The organism is Sphingobacterium hotanense, assembly GCF_008274825.1.
GTDB classification, from domain to species: domain Bacteria; phylum Bacteroidota; class Bacteroidia; order Sphingobacteriales; family Sphingobacteriaceae; genus Sphingobacterium; species Sphingobacterium hotanense.
The window spans coordinates 2355997-2374259 of record NZ_CP030848.1 but is presented as its reverse complement, the minus strand read 5'-3'; the positions used below and the strand labels follow the sequence as shown (position 1 = coordinate 2374259).

The 18263-nt window shown below is 40.4% G+C and carries 18 protein-coding genes and 1 tRNA gene; 7 read left to right on the top strand and 12 right to left on the bottom strand.

What is annotated here, in order from left to right; all coding sequences use genetic code 11:
* Positions 1-123: 123 nt before the first annotated feature.
* The 7 genes from DSM08_RS09885 to DSM08_RS09850 form a co-directional block, all read right to left on the bottom strand.
* Positions 124-516 (bottom strand): barstar family protein, encoded by a 393-nt coding sequence (locus DSM08_RS09885; protein ID WP_149526001.1) that lies wholly within the window; start codon positions 514-516, stop codon positions 124-126.
* 456 nt (positions 517-972) lie between these two features.
* Positions 973-1713, bottom strand: coding sequence for a class I SAM-dependent methyltransferase (locus tag DSM08_RS09875; protein WP_149525999.1), 741 nt, complete (start codon positions 1711-1713; stop codon positions 973-975).
* Positions 1704-2438 (bottom strand): DUF2071 domain-containing protein, encoded by a 735-nt coding sequence (locus DSM08_RS09870; RefSeq protein ID WP_149525998.1) that lies wholly within the window; start codon positions 2436-2438, stop codon positions 1704-1706. Before DSM08_RS09870 ends, DSM08_RS09875 begins: the two co-directional genes overlap by 10 nt.
* Positions 2435-2827, bottom strand: coding sequence for a DoxX-like family protein (locus DSM08_RS09865; RefSeq protein WP_149525997.1), 393 nt, complete (start codon positions 2825-2827; stop codon positions 2435-2437). Before DSM08_RS09865 ends, DSM08_RS09870 begins: the two co-directional genes overlap by 4 nt.
* A 101-nt stretch (positions 2828-2928) precedes the next feature.
* The gene (locus DSM08_RS09860; RefSeq protein WP_149525996.1) at positions 2929-3276 is read right to left on the bottom strand and encodes a bleomycin resistance protein; all 348 of its coding nucleotides are present in this window, start codon (positions 3274-3276) and stop codon (positions 2929-2931) included.
* A gap of 251 nt (positions 3277-3527) precedes the next feature.
* Positions 3528-4508 carry an alpha/beta hydrolase gene (locus tag DSM08_RS09855; RefSeq protein ID WP_149525995.1) on the bottom strand — a complete coding sequence of 327 codons (981 nt, stop codon included), beginning with the start codon at positions 4506-4508 and terminating at the stop codon, positions 3528-3530.
* A gap of 263 nt (positions 4509-4771) precedes the next feature.
* Positions 4772-5779 (bottom strand): LacI family DNA-binding transcriptional regulator, encoded by a 1008-nt coding sequence (locus DSM08_RS09850; RefSeq protein WP_149525994.1) that lies wholly within the window; start codon positions 5777-5779, stop codon positions 4772-4774.
* 192 nt (positions 5780-5971) lie between these two features.
* On the opposite strand from DSM08_RS09850, the gene DSM08_RS09845 reads away from it, so the two are divergent.
* From DSM08_RS09845 to DSM08_RS09825, 5 genes are all read left to right on the top strand, one after another.
* Entirely contained in the window at positions 5972-6763 is a 792-nt protein-coding gene (locus tag DSM08_RS09845) for a TonB-dependent receptor plug domain-containing protein (protein WP_149525993.1), read from the top strand.
* Positions 6764-6823: 60 nt separating this feature from the next.
* Positions 6824-8527, top strand: a complete 1704-nt coding sequence (locus DSM08_RS09840; RefSeq protein ID WP_149525992.1) for a SusC/RagA family TonB-linked outer membrane protein — start codon at positions 6824-6826, stop codon at positions 8525-8527.
* An 80-nt stretch (positions 8528-8607) separates the two neighbouring features.
* Positions 8608-8997: a hypothetical protein gene (locus DSM08_RS09835; RefSeq protein WP_149525991.1), complete on the top strand. Its 390-nt coding sequence runs from the start codon at positions 8608-8610 to the stop codon at positions 8995-8997.
* Positions 8998-9007: 10 nt separating this feature from the next.
* Positions 9008-10747, top strand: a complete 1740-nt coding sequence (locus DSM08_RS09830) for a RagB/SusD family nutrient uptake outer membrane protein (RefSeq protein WP_149525990.1) — start codon at positions 9008-9010, stop codon at positions 10745-10747.
* 145 nt (positions 10748-10892) lie between these two features.
* The gene (locus DSM08_RS09825) at positions 10893-11957 is read left to right on the top strand and encodes a DUF6807 domain-containing protein (RefSeq protein ID WP_149525989.1); all 1065 of its coding nucleotides are present in this window, start codon (positions 10893-10895) and stop codon (positions 11955-11957) included.
* A 4-nt stretch (positions 11958-11961) separates the two neighbouring features.
* Here the strand turns inward: DSM08_RS09825 and DSM08_RS09820 are convergent, their stop codons facing one another.
* Both DSM08_RS09820 and DSM08_RS09815 read right to left on the bottom strand, forming a co-directional pair.
* Positions 11962-12633, bottom strand: coding sequence for a class I SAM-dependent methyltransferase (locus DSM08_RS09820; RefSeq protein ID WP_149525988.1), 672 nt, complete (start codon positions 12631-12633; stop codon positions 11962-11964).
* 124 nt (positions 12634-12757) lie between these two features.
* On the bottom strand, positions 12758-13573 hold the full coding sequence (locus tag DSM08_RS09815) for an alpha/beta hydrolase (RefSeq protein WP_149525987.1): 816 nt from the start codon (positions 13571-13573) through the stop codon (positions 12758-12760).
* 168 nt (positions 13574-13741) lie between these two features.
* Between DSM08_RS09815 and DSM08_RS09810 the strand changes: the two genes are divergently transcribed.
* Entirely contained in the window at positions 13742-14176 is a 435-nt protein-coding gene (locus DSM08_RS09810; RefSeq protein WP_149525986.1) for a hypothetical protein, read from the top strand.
* Positions 14177-14989: 813 nt separating this feature from the next.
* Here the strand turns inward: DSM08_RS09810 and DSM08_RS09805 are convergent.
* Positions 14990-15074: transfer RNA gene (locus DSM08_RS09805), tRNA-Ser, on the bottom strand.
* Between the two features lie 386 nt (positions 15075-15460).
* On the opposite strand from DSM08_RS09805, the gene DSM08_RS09800 reads away from it, so the two are divergent.
* Complete coding sequence (locus tag DSM08_RS09800) at positions 15461-16339, top strand: OmpA family protein (protein ID WP_149525985.1); 879 nt, start codon at positions 15461-15463, stop codon at positions 16337-16339.
* Positions 16340-16818: 479 nt separating this feature from the next.
* Here DSM08_RS09800 and DSM08_RS09795 read toward each other — a convergent pair whose 3' ends face one another.
* Together DSM08_RS09795 and DSM08_RS09790 are read right to left on the bottom strand one after the other, a co-directional pair.
* Positions 16819-17589, bottom strand: coding sequence for a sulfite exporter TauE/SafE family protein (locus DSM08_RS09795; protein WP_149525984.1), 771 nt, complete (start codon positions 17587-17589; stop codon positions 16819-16821).
* The gene (locus DSM08_RS09790; protein WP_149525983.1) at positions 17579-18247 is read right to left on the bottom strand and encodes an HAD family hydrolase; all 669 of its coding nucleotides are present in this window, start codon (positions 18245-18247) and stop codon (positions 17579-17581) included. The genes DSM08_RS09795 and DSM08_RS09790 overlap by 11 nt, the downstream gene beginning before the upstream one ends.
* Positions 18248-18263: the final 16 nt, after the last annotated feature.

Sequence of the window (18263 nt, the reverse complement as noted above, 5' to 3'; positions counted from 1 at the left end):
AGGATTTGCCTATTGAATCTTTAGATGTTAAATAGAGGTTATCTATATGCTTGGTTAATTAGTTCAGTCGACTCAATAGTCGAAATCGGGCAGAAGCTGGAGAATGAGAATGCAGTTTTTGAACTAGGCTTTGACTAATTCGATGTTCGGATGATCGGCAATAATTTCTAAGAGGATGTCCATATAAGTCTGTCCGTTTCCATTCTCTAGTTCATCAAGCGTTGCTTGTATGCTTTCCGTATCAAATACTTCGGGGTGCTTCAATTTTTCTTTATAAAAGTCTATCGTAAATTCTTTTCCGAATAGTTCCTTGTTGGCTTCAAAGTTTTTCCATATCAATCGGATAGGTTCATTCCCTTTGATTTTTCCAACACCGCCGTAAAGAATATCATTGATGGCGTCTAGGCTTTCGCCAATTTCCCAGTCTTCATCGCTCATAATTGCACGGTTGATTTCTTCAAACAATGACTTCTTGTTGTGTATGGCAAAACCATCGAAAATGATCTCTTTCTTCATGGTCTAGAATTTACGAAAAATTGCTGATTATGCGTAGGAATCGATATGCTTTTTCCCTCATATCGATACAAAAAGGAAAACAAGGGTAAAATAGATCCACAACAAAGTGAATAAGATATGAATGATTGTTTCTTTTACTTTTCCCCTCCATAGTTTTGGAGAGTAGATAAAAAACTGAAAGAGCACGCGGAGGCCCCAGAATATCGAAAAGCCTAGGCAGATTCGCTTTCCGAGTGAGGTTGACACGAGATCACTTGCTGATGACAGACATAGAATTCCCATCAAGAAGAGGATGAAGGCAAGAAAGAAAGTATGGACCTGCATCATCTGCCGGTTGATCAGGCTTAGTCCCGCAAGTTCATTTTTCCAGTTGAAATAACGAGGAAAGATGATATGTATAGTAGCAAGCATTATTAAGAGAGCCCCGACGATGTTGATATGTACTTCCATTATAGACTAATGTGTAAGAATAAATGTTGAAATAAATGGATTATTCTTATGGAGTTCTTTCATCTTTAATCCAGCTTCTTCGAACACTGTTGTCCAATTGGCTTTACTATAGAAGTGAAAAAATCCAATTTGAAATGCTAAGAAGTTATTTGTATCTCTGAGATGTTCCGTGACCATTAATTTCCCTTCAGTAGCTAATACGCGCGATAGCTCTTTAAAAAACCTCGTCCTTTCTCGTTGATCCCGTATTTCGTGTGCGGATAAAACGCATAAGATTAGATCGAATCTTTTATCTGAAAAGGGCAATTTATCCGTTTCTACCGAAATGGTTTCTTTCGGAGATGGATATCTTTCTCTCGCTCGTTTTATCGATACTTCCGTGTGCTTGTTTGGATTATAGAAGTCGATAATGCTTAAGGTGGTATTTGGTTTCTTGTTCTTGATCAGATCAGACGTTTCATCGAACCCCGCATTGACACTAAGTATCTGTTTTGGGTTTTCCTTTTCAATCCAGTGAAGCTGATAGAGATCTGAATAATCGTATACATAATAGGAGACAGCAAGCGACGCGAGAATACCGAGCATGGTAAATCCAATTGTTGCATAGATGAAATATACTAGAATACCCGATAGAAACTGGCTAATGGCGATCAACAGCAGAATGCTGACAGCGGCGATAACATAGAAATGCCAGTTGAAACGAATGATATTCTTTATGCCTTGAAATGCCGTTCTGCTTACTTCCATTTCTCTATTCTTCCTTTCTTCCAATAGTAGGGTATATTATAAATGGCAAATGCGTTTGCTAGTTGATATTGGGATAATGATAGCTTTTCGAGGAAATCGAGCTGATGCTTTACTACTGCAATAGGTTTCGGATTCCAATCTTTTCTCACGCCTTCGATAATTAGAACCTCCTTCTTTGCCGCGTCAAAGCTAAAAGTGAATGGTAGCGGACCGGCATACCGCCGCGCTTCCTTCCAGGACTTAAATACTGAACCAGTAGGTAGCGGAATCTCCGTGTCGGTATGGGCGATGCTGATGGAGAACTTCGACTTATCCGAAAAAATAGTTTCTTGTTGGTCGGAATGGATAGATTGAATGTCGGTTGTCGTGTAACTGTACTTTGTAAAGATGTTGCCAAGGAATTCCATTCGCTTACTGTCGGTTTCAGACTTTAGGATATAAAGACCACGAAGTGTCCTTCCGCGATTATCGCGATATTTGACAAAAATGCGGTATCCGATCAGGAAGAAATCATTAGCAAATATTTTTGGAAAACCTTTGGGTTTTAAGTTCTTTGTCTGAACCATGGCTACGGCTATGAACGCCCATTGCTCGTCATATACGTCCAATTTTAAGCAGGGCGGAATGGTTTCGCTTAATTCATCTTTAGGAACTGCGAAAGTAAGCACCAGCGAGCGTTCGAAAAACGCCTCGACAGCGAAGTGGTGATTCTTTAGCGAAATCATGAGCTACTGTTGTTCTTCGTAGGTTTTAGTCTGAATTCCTTGAGGTAGATTAATACCATAAAGGCAAATGCGAAAACGATGTTCAGTCTTCCCCAAAGTAATAGATCTTTTGCAAGTATTAATTCGATGATATTCATTACGCCAATGACTACAATCTGTGTGATGGCGCATAATCGTGCATTCCATCTGCTAAGTATCCACACTACCATCATAATTTCAGCTATGCCGATCAAAATGGTTAAGAGTCGGGCATGGGGTTCTCCCAAAATGCGCTCGACGATCTGCTGATGTCTCGGCACTAGGTTCAATATTTTGCATAGAAGTCCATTGATAAGCCAAACTAGCGCGATTAAACCCTGCAGTATGCTATATATAGGTAGTGATTTCAAGAATTGCTTAGCGAGGTTTAATGAGTTCTGATAAATTCTGTATAAGGGTTAAATCTGTAATGATTAAATATACAATTTTGGATTGAATGTCGCTAAGGAGTTTATTGCTCTCCGAAAGTTATCAAATTAGAATCTGGATCGAGGATGGAGAATTCCTTGCCCCAAGGTTTTTGCTGCAAAGGCGCGTTGGGGTGGATACTTATGTTTTTTTGGAGATACTGTTGATATAATGCGTCAATATTGTCGGTTCTGACATAGATCATACGGTAGTTCTCTTCTGGAATTAATTCCTTGAACTCGAAAAGGTGCAGCTCGATCTGATCTTTTTTAATCATCAGATAGCCTTCATAATCTCCACCAACCTGATTAAATCCGAGTTGATCGATGTAAAATGCTTTACTGATACGCATATCTCGCATTGGGATTTTGGGATGTATATTGGTCAGCATGGCTTAAATATTTTGGGATGTTTTGTATAGCTATTACTAATTTAATTTATTAATCGTATTTACTAGCCTCAATTGCGTAAAAAACTTTCATGCTTACATTGAAACGTCCTTCGTATTAAAGTTCTTAATAACCGTTGAAAAGAAAAACTTCCAAAATAAAATAGCACAGCCGGGATTCCTGAACGGAATTCTTTCCTCGGCGGTGCTATCTAATCTAAGCTAACGATCAGTCTTATCGTCCTAACCGCGCTCTATTTCGTTCCAAAGAGGGCTTTTTTAAGGCCCAGCGCCGCTAATTCTGTCGCGAATTTTACTGCAGGGATATGGTCTAGCGGATTAAGAAGTCCAAAATCATGGATAAAACCATTAAAGGTTTGTATTAATGTTGGGACGCCCGCTTCATCTAGCTTGCGTGCATAGTCCAGTCCTTCATCATAAAGGATATCGTTTTCTGCTAATTGAACCAAAGCAGGAGGTAGGCTTTTTAATTTGTCGAGTGGAGCATTGAAAGGTGTTGCGTAGTATTCCTTTCGTTTTTCCTCCTCAGGGAGATAATTGTCCCACATCCACTTCATCATATTGGCCGTTAAGAAACGCTCTTCCGCATACTCTTTAAATGAAGCGCGATTGAAGTCCGCATCAGTAACCGGCCATAACAACAGTTGAAACTTGATGGCAGGACCGCCTTTATCTTTCGCCATTAAACAGGTTACCGCACTCATATTACCACCAACACTATTTCCCGCGATAGCGAGATTTTTGCCATCAACGCCGATTTCATCGCCATGCTCAGCAACCCATTCGGTTACAGCATATATCTCGTTGATCGCTGTTGGATATTTTGCTTCCGGCGATCTAGAATAGTCAACAAATACAGCCGCAGCGCCAGAATGCACCACAAGATCGCGAACTAACCGCTTGTGAGTCGGATAGTCGCCCAATACCCAGCCACCACCATGGATAAAGATAAATACTGGTAGCTTTTCGTCCTTCTTGTCGCTTGGTTTGATCACAATAGATTTAACGGTTAAGCCGTCTTTGCTGATCTCCATTTCTTTTTCTATAATACCAGATACATCTACCTCAACGGATTTCTGTGCATCTTCAAGTACTTTTCGAGCTTCCTCAGGAGTCATTTCTTCCATAGGCTTGCCACCTGAACTATTTAATTCTTTCAAAAATGCTCTGATATCCTTACTGATTTTCGGGTCTTTTTCTGCTTTAATTGCCATAGTTTATTGGGGTTTAGTAAAAGGATTTCAAATCGCGATTATCACAAGTTGATTTTCCTTGATCCTAAGGATATAACAAGAGGGATGAGTTATTGTTAGGGATTTTTTGATTTTTTAAGATATTCCGAAACGATTCTACCATCTTAGAACGCGCTATCTTAGCTTAATTTATGATCAATGAAATTCCTATTGGTACTGGCATGCGCTCAGTCCATCTTCCCAGAACAGCTACAATGGCATTTATATTTTGGAAGAAACGAATATTAGTTAATTATCATCTCTGTTTCCAATACGATTTTGTCAAAAGAATAAACGGGATGTCGGCTTTCAATTAGGTGGATAAGCTTTTCCATCGCCGCACGCCCCATTTCAAAAGCTGGTTGCCGAATGCAGGTAAAATCTCTATATAACATATTAAGGGTGTCAGAATTTGAAAAGCCGGCAATAGCAGGGGGAGGGTCTAAAGGTTTTACCTGATGATACGCTTGAATACAACCCATACTGAGACGGTCACTTGCAACAAATATTGCATCCACCTCTCTATCATGATTGGATAAATAACCGACTCCTTCTTCAATTTCTTGCTGATTCCTTCCTCCAGAAACGCAGTATCTAACCAGCGATTTATCGAAGGGTAGATCATTCTGCTGTAGTGCTTGCTTAAAACCTTCTAATCGTTCTTTAGTGATAGATAGATGTGGGGCGTTGGCTAAGTGAGCAATATTCTTGTACCCTCTGTCAATTAATGACTGTGTTGCCTGTCTTGCTCCTTCTTTATTATTTGCAGTTACCGTATGAGTTTCGAATTCATTGATAATCCTATCGAAGAATACAAATGGTAAACCTCGCGTATGAAGATCGACTATATGAGAGAAATCCATTGTTTCTGCTGACATTGAAATCAGCAGACCATCAACCGAACTGTTTGCTAGATGTTGAATATTCAGCACCTCTCTTTCGTACGAATCGTGGCTTTGAGACAAGATCACATGATAGCCCTTACTATACGCAACAGATTCAATTCCGCTTATTACTTGTGAGAAAAAGCTGTTCGCGACTTCGCAAACTACGACGCCGATAGTATAACTCCGACCTCGACGCAAACTTGATGCGTTGGGATTCCTTTTATACATATGCTTCTCGGCATATTGAATAATACGCTTCTTGGTTTCTTCATTAATCTCATAACTATCGCTTAATGCTCGGGATACCGTAGATGGCGATATAGCTAATGCTTGAGCAATATCCTTGATCGTAATTGGCTTATACATAGATTATAGTGGTTGATTATAACAAGATAATTAAAATTAGCGAGAACTTCACTCACTAATGCAATCGTTGCCGGTATCGATTGCGTAGATTTTGTGCGAACTATGCTGTATGCTAAAGGATAAGATTCCTTAAATTAAATTACTGTAACGAATTCGTACAGTTGCAACCTAGCTAACCGATATAAAACAATTATGATAAAAAGAACTATTAACTTTCGAGGAGTGCCCATCGTTGTATTGTTCATGATGATCGGCTTTTTATCTTTCGCCCAGGAGAGGATAATTCGTGGGAAGATTACAGATATGGAGGGAAATGCCCTAGAAGGAGTAAGTATTAAACTTAAAGATATTGCAGGTGCAGGAACTTTATCAGCAAATGATGGGTCATTCTCTTTGGAAGCATCATCTGATGCTAAAGTTTTACAAATTAGCAATGTCGGTTATAATTCAAAAGAAATCAACATCGCTCCATCCGAGTCGTTTTTAACAATTACCCTAGAAGCAACGACTCAAGATTTTGAGGAAGTTGTTGTAGTTGGATACGGCGCAATGAAGAAAAGGGACTTGACCGGAGCTGTCGCATCAGTTAATGCGAAAGATCTGAATACCATTCCTGCAGGAAATCCTTTGGAAGCGCTTCAAGGGAAAATATCTGGAGTCGACATTGGTGCTGTTACCTCTCCAGGGTCGGCGCCAAGAATCCGCATTCGCGGTAACAGGTCTTTGAATGCAAGTAATGAACCTCGTTATGTTGTCGATGGAATTCCAAGAAACTCAATTGATGATATTCCTGTGAATGATATAGAGTCTATGGAAGTATTGAAAGATGCTGCATCCACGGCTATCTATGGAAGCCGAGGTGCTAATGGTGTGGTGTTGGTCTCTACGCGACGTGCAAAAGCAAATAGCCCAACTTCAATTTCTTATAATACCTATGTCGGGATGAATAGGGCCCGTTTTCCGAATATGATGAGCGGCGAATAGTATGTAAAGTTTCGAAGAGACGTCTTTAGAGCAAGCCATAACAATGGCTGGGAATCAGGGATTCCGAAAGACGAGGATGTATTCGCACCTGCAGAGCTTGAAATTGTTAAAGGTGGGCAGTTTGTCGATTGGCAGGATCTTATGTATAGAAAGCAAAGCATGAACCAAGAACATAACATTAGTGTTGCGCACGGCTCAGAGAAAACACAAATGATGATTTTAGCAGGATATCGTGATGAAGAAGGCTATTATAAGACAAATGATTTCAAAAGGTACAATTTAAGTGTCAATCTTGACCATCGCATCAATGACGAGTTGAAAATCGGATTGTCGTCTCGTCTTTCAAATAGCGATCGAAATTTATTCTGGGCGCCTGATGTAAATCTTTTGTATATGAATCCAACGGCCACACCGTACGATGCAGAAGGTAATATGATATGGAATCCTTCAGTGCAGCAAACGGCGGCTTGGAATATACTGGCAAACTACCAAGAACCATATATCAATAACGATAATTACATTAAAAGCTTTAACGTATTATATGCAGAGTACAGTTTTTTTGATGGATTTAAGCTTCGATCTAATTTCGGACTTGATCTAGCACAACAGAAACGTCGTGAATACTATGGATCAATGACCACGTTACGTTATGGTCGTGCTGATTACGCTCGCAAGGCTGACGAATCGCGGATTGGAATCCTTTGGGACAACATATTGAGCTACGACAAAACCTTTGGTAAGCACAGTTATAATGGAACTTTCGTTGTTAGTTATCAGCAGCAGAAAACTAACGGTTTCTTTGCATCGGGAGAAGGATTCCCAGGTGAGGAACTTGAAGATTGGAATCTCAATTCTGCAACCCAAAATATCTTGATTGGAAGTGATTATGAAAAATGGACACTTGGTTCGCTACTTGGACGATTTCAATATGGATATGCTAATAAATACCTCCTTAATTTCTCTTTTAGAGCAGATGGTTCTTCTGTGTTGGCAGATGGTTCTTCTGTGTTGGCGGATGGGAATAAATGGGGCTATTTTCCGGCAGTGTCTGCAGCCTGGGTAATCAACGAGGAGGAATTCTTTGATTCGAAAATAGTGAACTCTTTAAAGTTAAGAGGAAGCTACGGTGTGGTTGGTAATTCCGCAATTGCCCCATATTCAACTTTAGCCAATACAATGCAAGCGACTTATAACTTTGGAGAAAAAACCTATTATGGATACAAGTTGGGAGGTTTGGTAAATAAAGAATTGGGATGGGAGTATTCTGGTACTTATAATTTTGGTTTAGACTTCGGACTTTGGTCCAATCGCCTTAGTGGAACCTTAGAGTTTTACAAAACAGCAACAACGGATTTACTAATGAAGAGAAGCTTACCAGATTTTTCAGGATCTGAAAGTCCTGGCTCATCAGGTGTTGGATCGTCTCCAGCTAGCGTTTTCCAAAATATTGGTAGTACAAGTAATACAGGTTTCGAAGCGATGGTTACTTCAAACAATATCGTTAGAGATAATTTTTCATGGAGTACAACTCTCAATTTCTACACTAATCGAGAAAAAATCGTCAGTCTTTTGACAGACGAGGATATGGTTGGAAATAAGTGGTTTATCGGTTCTCCTATCGGTGTGTTTTATGATTACGATAAATTAGGAATATGGCAATCCGAAGAAAAGGACGCAGCAGCGGTTTATCAAAGAAAACCTGGAGATCCAAAACTTAGAGACGTCAATAACGACGGGGTAATCGATCTGATCACGATCGAGTAGTATTGGGCCAGACGTCTCCAAAATTTGGAGGCTTCATAAGAAATAGCTTTACTTATCGAGGTTTTAACCTTGCTATCGCCTTGGAGGGTAAATTTGGCCATCTTGTAGAGAGCAGCATGCTTGGAGGTAATATATTCTATGATGGTACAAGATGGGGACCACAGGCTCTAGCCGGTAATTATTGGACACCAGATAATCCGAGTGGCGAATACCCGTATCTAAACCGTGCCGTAGAACAGAGAGCAAATCTTTTTGGTATCCGTAAAGCAGGTTACATCAATGTTCAAGAAATCTCCTTAGGATATTCATTTAGCGAAAAAGTTGGTCCTTTCAAAACACTTAATTTGTATGGTCGTGCTAGAAATCCTTTCTATTTATATAAGCAAGATAAAGACCTGGATCCTCAATCGCCAAATTTCGATTATTCTGCATATCGTGTTTTTGTATTGGGATTAAACTTAACTCTATAAAAGTATTGACATGAAAAAAAATAAATATATAAGCTTTAATATTTGCCTTGCTATTCTTATCGGTTCCACTATTTCTTGTAGCAAAATATTAGAAGAAGAACCGAAAGGTATGATCAACGAAACATTTTTGGCAACTGAAAGTGGGTTGAAAAACCTCTCCATTTCTCAATATTTTCAGTGTCGGAATATAGTTGAGGATTTACGATTTACTGGTGTCTACCCTTCTGATATTACGACCTATTCAGTGAACAGCGTCGATGCAATAGAAATTGGATCTGGTAATACCAGTAACATGCCTACGCTAGGAGCTTTTTCTACTTTTTGGCGACACCTATATGCTGGAGTCAACAACATGAATTTTGGATTAGAGTCTTTGGAAACTGTAGCTTTTAATGGTTCGGAAACTGTTAGAGGAGAGCTGAGTTTCTTTAGAGCGTGGTTCAATTTGATGATAGTAGAAAGCTGGGGGACAGGAGCACATTTTGCTGAAAAATCTACCAATTCAATACTTACTGATGGTAATCAACAGCCTATTGAAGTATTTTACAAGCGCATCTTAAGTGATATCAACACTGCGATAGTGGACCTGCCGCTTAGTTCTGCCGAACGCGGACGCCTAACAAAACCTGCCGCGGATGCAATGAAAACCCGCATCTTATTGGCTTTAGCTGGATATAATCAGACCGTGATTACTGCGTCGGGATATGATAGCAAAGAGAAACTTTACACGGAAGCCAAGCAACTGGCCGACAATGTCATCAATAACTATCAGTACAGTTTATTGCCTAATTTCGAAGATATATTCGACGTGAAGAATGAAGGCAACGCTGAAACAATCTGGGCTGTTCAGTTCTCTGCAGAGGATAAATTTAACACAAGCGATTTGTCGACTGGAGGACATGGTTTACATCGATATTGGGTAGGAAATTATAATCGTTCTGCCAGAACCGGACAAATCGTACCTAGAATGTATGGACACTCCATTTATTATGGACGTGAATACCGACATGCGATGATGACGAGATACTTTTTAAAATTGTTTAACGCTTCTGAAGATAAGAGGACCGAGGGAACAATTCAAACCGTTTGGAGAGCACTCTGGAATGAAAGTACACAATCGGAGAGTGATTACGGTGTGCCTTTCAAGGATGGAAAACCCACGGATACCGTGCTTTTTAAACCTTTATACGATGTCGATGAAGCCACCGCTCAGGCTTATGCTAAGCGTGGTATTGCTATTGATGGCTTAAACCATATTTATGATGCCAATGGTACTCCAAAACCTGCTGCGAGAAGTTGGCACCATACAATGACTAAACATTTAGATCCGTCGAGAAAAGTGCCAAAAGAGGAAGCTTCGCATAAGGACGTCATCATATTGCGTTTAGGAGAAATATACTTAAATGCAGCTGAATGCGCATACAATTTGAATGATAAAGCAGGGGCAGCGAACTACATCCACAAATTAAGAGAAAGAGCACGAAAGACTTCTACATCTCTTCCTGTCAGCGCCTCTAACATTACATTAGATTTTCTGCTTGATGAGCGAGCAAGAGAACTAGGGGGCGAGATGCTTCGATGGTTTGATTTGAAACGGACTCATAAGTTGGCGGAAAGATCAAAGGCATTTAATCCTGATGCTGTCGGAGTACAAGATATTCATGTACTGCGACCTGTTCCTCAATCTGAATTGGATAAAGTGACTAATCGGGATCAATTTGTTCAAAATCCAGGTTATCCAAGCAAATAATTGTTTAAAAATTGCACAATAAATTGAAATATTCGAGAGATTGTTTTTCATATCTTGGACTCACTAAAGCTCTGAATTTTTAAATAATTGCCGTTTCATATCTTTGATAGCAAAGAAAGGTAGCTACTACTTCTAAAAAGCATTGATGAAGAATATTCTAAACATACTCCTAATACTATGTGTGATACTAAACTCATGTGCGCCATCTAAAAGCCTGCAGAACCGAAATACAAAAGCAGAAAGGTTCTCCATTATTGAGGTTCCTGCCAGCCAACGTGTTGACATTCTTTTGGATGGAAAGCGCTATACCTCATACATGTATGCCGATAGTTTGAAAAAACCAATACTTTTTCCTTTGATGACAAAAAATGGAAATTTTGTTACTAGAGGATGGCCAATCGAGCCTCGTGCCAACGAACGGACTGACCATCCTCATCAAATGGGGCTTTGGTTTAATTATGGTGATGTCAATGGTTTAGATTTTTGGAATAACTCCACATCTAGATCGCCAAATGAAAGAATGAAGTATGGTGCTATCGTTCATCAGAAGGTGAATAGCATTGCGGCCAGCAACAATAGTGCGTTGCTTCGAGTTTCGAAACTCTGGCTGTTCCCAACGTCAGAACCTCTATTGAGTGAAGAATGTACTTATAAATTCCAAGTTTCTAAGGAAGGGCAAATTATGATTAGCATTCGTGTTAGCTTGAATGCTTTGCGAGATGTTAACTTTGATGATAATAAAGAAGGATTACTCGCCATTCGAGTGGCAAGAGAACTGGAGCAATCCTATATGCAGAAAACGACCTTTACGGACGCCTACGGGATAGAAGATTCCGTAGCTAGGGTCGATAATCAGGGAGTTACAGGTGTTTATTACAGCAGCGAAGGGAAAGTAGGGGATGATGTATTTGGAACTCGAGGTCGTTGGGCAATGTTGAACGGGGTCATCCATAAAGAAGAAGTAAGTCTTATTATCCTAGATCATCCCCAAAACGTTGGATATCCAAGCTATTGGTTTGCGCGAGGGTATGGCTTATTTGCAGCTAACCCTCTCGGTCAAAGAGTGTTTAGCAAAGGCCAAGAAGAACTGAAATATAAACTCGCAAAAGGCGAGTCCGCAGTGTTTAAGTATCAAGTTGTGATCCATTCCGGAAGCCATCTCGACTCTCAAACTGCTGATCAGTTTTCGAGGGATTTTGCCAATCAGTAACCTTTTAGTTTTTCTTTCTTGCCGTCCAACCCATGTAGATTGTGCTCTGAAAGAACTTGGTCGGCTCTTCGAATCCGGCTTCAGTAAAAAGCTCTATTATCCTTTGTTCCGAGACATGGTGTAGCTCACGATAAATGCGGTCCAAGCGTTTAGCAATTTCATTTTGATCCATATCGGGAGGAAGCAGTTGCTCGAGGATCTCTAAATTCTTTCTGATTTCCATGTCGTTTCCTGTAATATCTAGCATGATCAATAAAGCTTTCGGCTCTAATCGGATAGAAATATCGCGAAGTAAATCCAGCTTGTCACCATCATCCTTCAGGAAGTGAAGCACCAATATCAGTGTTGCAGCATTAAATTGATGATCTATGGTCAGTTGAGAAACCAAGACTTCTTTCAGTACGATATCTTCATAGTCTTTTAACTTATGAGTGGCCTGAGCAATCATTTCTGGGGAGGGGTCAATGCCCATAATTGAGCCATTATAACCATTCTGCTTGAGTACCAAAATCTCATTTCCTGTTCCACAACCGACTGCTAATAGTTTATCATTTGTCGAATCGTTGAAAAGATGTGGGATCATATTGAGGAAAACATTATAGTTTGGTATCCAGTTCTTGACGAAACTATCGTATGCTGTTGCCCGCTCATTTTCGAATAATTCAAACTTCTCCATTTATATAAAACTTAATTCATTGTAAATACAATGTAATATTAGTTAAAATATTAATACAGTTGTTCTGTTGTGGAAAATAAAACTGTTAATGTGTGAAAAGGAATCGTGAGTATAGAATATTATCTTATCTACTAGGATTAAGTGTCCACAAAATAGCTTTCTCTTTCGTTGCTCTAAAAATAGTCGCATGGCTTTCTTTAGGTTCATCAGCATAATGCCATTGGATATTGGACGATTTCTCCTTTTCGAGAATGTCAGCTAATTGTTTCGTGAATGTTGAAATATCCTCCGCACCGGAACCGGCAAACCAGATTCTTTTTCCGTCTTCGGGAAATTTAGATAGATGATCCTTGGCCGTTCCCACCAAATAATGATTATTCCACCAAAGTGAGGGGTCAAAAGCAATGTAGTTAGTGAACATAGTTGGAGCTAGAAAAAATGTCTCCATCACAAAAAGACCCGATGCTGACTCCCCAATAATGCTTCTCTCAGAGGTTGTTCGATAGCGTTTATCGATCTCGGGGAATAGTTCCTTCGCTATAAATGCTCTAAATTTATCCGCCCCGCCTACTACAGGGGCGATCTCTTTATCTTTTTCTACTTCCGTAAATCCAGTTAGGTCTCTTCTGCGTTCGGTATTTTCGATTCCAACCAGAATCAAAGGCTCTATTTTCTCTTCTTTGACAAGTTTTGCTAAGGTATTCGCGATATGAGGAAAATCTTCCTTGATTCCGCCGTCCGCCATATACATCACCGCTAAGGAATCTTGACCGGCGTTATAGGAGTCCGGCACCCAAACATTGATCGTCCTAACTTCGCCAACCTGTGAGGAATTGATTGTGAAAGTTTCGTGAGTGGGAATAGGATCGCTGGGCGCTGTCGGACCAGAACAGCTTGTAAACAGGGTGACCATTATGAGTAATAGATAGTGTAATTTCATAATAAAAGTTTTTTGAAAATTAGTTTATTTTCAAAACGTTTCCAAAAAATGAAACGTTGACATATCCATCCTCATTTATTTTATCTTTGGAAACTGCTGGATCCATATTCAAGAAAATAATATCGCTTCAGCATTTTCGTATAATTCAAAATCTTCATAGGCGCGTAAATGATGGGTTCGAAATATTTATCAATACTCTTGTATAGTTTAATTGTATTACTTTTTCAAAACGGTTGCACCAATAAGCAGGAGGTTCAAAACAACGAGAAACAATATATTTTTATTGATGGAAGAGATACAACCCGAATTAGAATCACAACCTATCCAACTCGTTTCCATGGCGAAATGACAAGTTCCGGGCCGGGCGGTTTCTTTGTTTCTGGTGAAATTCAAGGAAATGCAAAAGGAGACACCCTAGTAGGAGATTATAACTATAGGCCATACAAATGGCGAGAGAAGAAAAGGGTGCCATTCGCGATATTGTTGAAGGATGGTAAGTATCTAGAAGGAAAGGGTAAACAACTTATTTATATGGGAATTCCATATTTTGTCGAAGGAACGATTTCTTTTGACGATCCGGAAAGGGTCTTTGTCCCTGAGTGAGGGATTGGTTCAGCCCCGCAAGCCCCATACACAACCCTGAACCTTCCAGAATCGAACCCCCGGCCGACGCAAGGTCCGAACCCTCACTACGCAAAAAATCCCTCATCTTGCGATGAAGGATTTTTCTGCGGAGAGTGAGGGATTGGTTCAGCCCCGCAATCCCCATACTCAACCCTGAACCTTCCAGAATCGAACCCCGGCCGGCGCAAGGTCCGAACCCTCACTACGCAAAAAAGCTCCAATCTTTCGATTGAAGCTTTTTCTGCGGAGAGTGAGGGATTGGTTCAGCCCCGCAATCCCCATACTCAACCCTGAACCTTCCAGAATCGAACCCCGGCCGGCGCAAGGTCCGAACCCTCACTACGCAAAAAAGCTCCAATCTTTCGATTGAAGCTTTTTCTGCGGAGAGTGAGGGGTTGGTTCAGCCCCGCAATCCCCATACTCAACCCTGAACCTTCCAGAATCGAACCCCGGCCGGCGCAAGGTCCGAACCCTCACTACGCAAAAAAGCTCCAATCTTTCGATTGAAGCTTTTTCTGCGGAGAGTGAGGGATTGGTTCAGCCCCGCAATCCCCATACTCAACCCTGAACCTTCCAGAATCGAACCCCGGCCGGCGCAAGGTCCGAACCCTCACTACGCAAAAAAGCTCCAATCTTTCGATTGAAGCTTTTTCTGCGGAGAGTGAGGGATTGGTTCAGCCCCGCAATCCCCATACTCAACCCTGAACCTTCCAGAATCGAACCCCGGCCGGCGCAAGGTCCGAACCCTCACTACGCAAAAAAGCTCCAATCTTTCGATTGAAGCTTTTTCTGCGGAGAGTGAGGGATTCGAACCCCCGAACCTGTGACAGTTAACGGTTTTCAAGACCGCCGCATTCGACCACTCTGCCAACTCTCCGCGACAAAAGTAGAAATTTTTATTCTCTCTCCAAAACTTATTTGATACCGTACTGAAAATGAGCCTGATTAATTTTTTAACCCGTTTTTTTCGCTCATTTTTTCTTGTTTTTTTCTTTATTCATGGCCTCTCTAGCATATTTTTTAATCCATTTTATGGAAAAATTTAAGGAAACTGACCCCTCGCAGAGAGTAATGCTTTCCGAATCCGGATAGGACACGGTTACAGATTAGCCTTACAATTAACCCCATTCACCTTCTGATTAACGAAAACACTGGCGTGTAACGCTGAAAACCTGTCTTTTATCGATATTAAATAAAGTGTTTGATATAAAAGGCACCGCTTTTGCTTATCTTAGACGTAATAAGAATTTAATATATCAAGTTATGATCAAACGTATAAGTATTCCATTAGTCTTGTTGAGCGTTTTATTTATCTCCTCTTGCGGGGTAAGTAAGAAAACGCACCAAGCATTAGAACAGCAACATAGGGATCTTGCTGAGCTATATCAAAAAAGTCAAGTAGATCTAGCAGAAAGTCGTTCAAGAGTAAAAAGCTTAGAGGATCAGCTAGAACAGGAACGTAAGAACAATGCTTCGCTAAAAGAGGCTCTAGCAAGATTGCAAGCTACGTTAGACAACAGTATCAGCAATACTTCCCAAGGAAATGCGAATATCTCTAAACTGGTAGACGAGATCAACGCATCCAACAAATACATTCAACATTTAGTAAATACCAAAGCGAAAAGCGACTCGCTTAATATGGTGTTGACAAACAACTTAACGCGTTCATTGAGCCGTGAAGAAATGAAGGATGTTGATGTACAAGTATTAAAAGGTGTTGTTTACATCTCTTTATCGGATAATATGCTTTACAAATCCGGTAGCTACGAAATCTCTGATAAAGCAGGAGAGACCCTATCGAAGATCGCCAAGATTATTCAAGATTACAAAGATTACGATGTGCTAATCGAGGGTAATACGGACTCCGACCCGATTAATAAAGCGAATATCCGCAACAACTGGGATTTAAGTACATTGCGTGCATCCTCTGTTGTACAAGCATTACAAAACAACTACGGAGTAGATCCTAAACGCTTAACTGCCGGTGGTCGCGGTGAATATAACCCAATCGCCAGCAACGGTACGCCAGAAGGAAAAGCTCGAAACCGTAGAACACAAATTATTATTACGCCGAAGTTAGACCAATTCATGGAATTGATCGATAAGGCACCGGAAACAAATGATGTTCCAGAAACAGAATAAATAAACAAAAAGGGCCGTTCGAAGAGAACGGCTTTTTTGTTAGTAGTTAGTATTTAGTAGTTAGTATTTAGACCTATGGCGGATATCTGATCCTGCCAATCCTAAAATCCTTTTTTTCCTGGTTCAAAACAATTTATCCTCACTTTCCTAATTCAAAATATTACATTCTTATTTTTCTAAACGGAGAAAGGAAGGATTAGTATCTACTCTGCGTTTACTCATTCCCCTTTCATAACCCTTTCAAAGCCCTTCTATAACCCTTTCAGAAGCGCTCGCAAACGGGTTAGAAAGGGGAGACAAAAGATTATAATAAATGTGATATATTATCCAGTCATATTCCGCAATCCTGCTAATCCTTGCATCCTTCCTTTGCCGGTTCAGAAAAATTTTTCTAAACCAACGATTGAAAATATGGGCAACATAAGATCGGAAATAAAGCGGTCGCAGTGCTCTAATATCTAAAATCTAATGTCTCCTATCTAAAAAACAATAAGCATCAAAGCAGATAACACCACTAGGCTTAGGATCACGATTTTAAATTCTCGTTCGGGTAGTATTTTTACGAGTTTGATTCCTATAAAGCCGCCTAGCAATATAAAGGGGATAGCTAAAAGATTAAGGACGAAGCCTTCCCAGGAAAGATTCTTCCAGACGAATAATTGGAGAGGGATTTTTGAAAAGTTGAGGATCATAATAAACCAGGCGCCGGTTGCGACCAAGGTGTATTTATCCAGTTTCTTGGAGAAGAGGTAAACAGTTAAGGTTGGGCCTGCTGCGTTGCCTATCATGGTTGAAAAACCGGTTATAAGTCCAAATAAAGGCGAGTACCACCATTTCTTGGTGAATTCTGTACTTTGGTTTATTTTGTCTTGCCGATTGCCCCAGAGCATGATTCCAACGCCTAGGATAATACAGGCGCCCATTAAAATTTTGAAGATTCGATCATCTATATAATCGCCAACGATTAGTCCGATGATCAAACCTATAGCGGCAAAGGGCAGGAGTTTTTTGACTTCCGACCAGTTGAATTGCTTTCTATAGTAAATAACAGCAACTAAATCAGCAATACACAGCAGAATGAGAACAATACCGGTAGAATATTTCGCACCAAATAGCAGGGCGAATAAGGGTACCGCCAGGGTGCCAACATTTTGGATTCCTGTTTTTGAGGTACCGATAAGCATGGCACAGAAAAAATAAAGTACCCAGCCCATCGGTGATGGTATTAATGCTAATGCATTATCCCACATAAGAATGGATCATATGGAGCACTTGTTTAGCATCGATATGTTTATAATGAGGGATATAGCTTGTACATACAGGCAGTTCCTCTTGCTTATGCGAGCTCAATACGCCTACAACCTGCATCCCCGCGTTCAAACCTGCCGTAACGCCTGAAAAAGAATCTTCGAAAACCATACAATGGTGTGGATCTACGCCCAAATTAGCTGCTGATTTCAAATAAACCTCCGGATGTGGCTTATGCAAACTGACATTCTCACTGCCTAAAGTGGATTGAAAAAATGGGCGGATCGCAAGTGCATCCAGAATAAGATCCATATTTGCGCGAGGCGCCGATGTCGCCACTCCAAGTTTAAAATCGTGTTCTTTAAGATCTGTGAGAAACTCTTGCAGATAGGGAAGGGATTTCGCCTCCGATTTATAAATCTCACGGAACAAGCCTTCTTTTTCATCTTCTAAGCTCAGCAGTTCCTCACCCAAGATCTTACGCCCGAAAAAATGGGAAAATATATAGCTGTTATGCTTGCCATACATATGCTGTTCAAACTGCTGCTCGTTGTAAGAAATCTTGTGACGATCAAAAAATACTTCAAAGGCTTTGGCGTGATATGGATTAGTATGTGCGATAACGCCATCCATATCAAAGATTGCTGCAAAATTTTTCATTGCAACAAAGGTATGA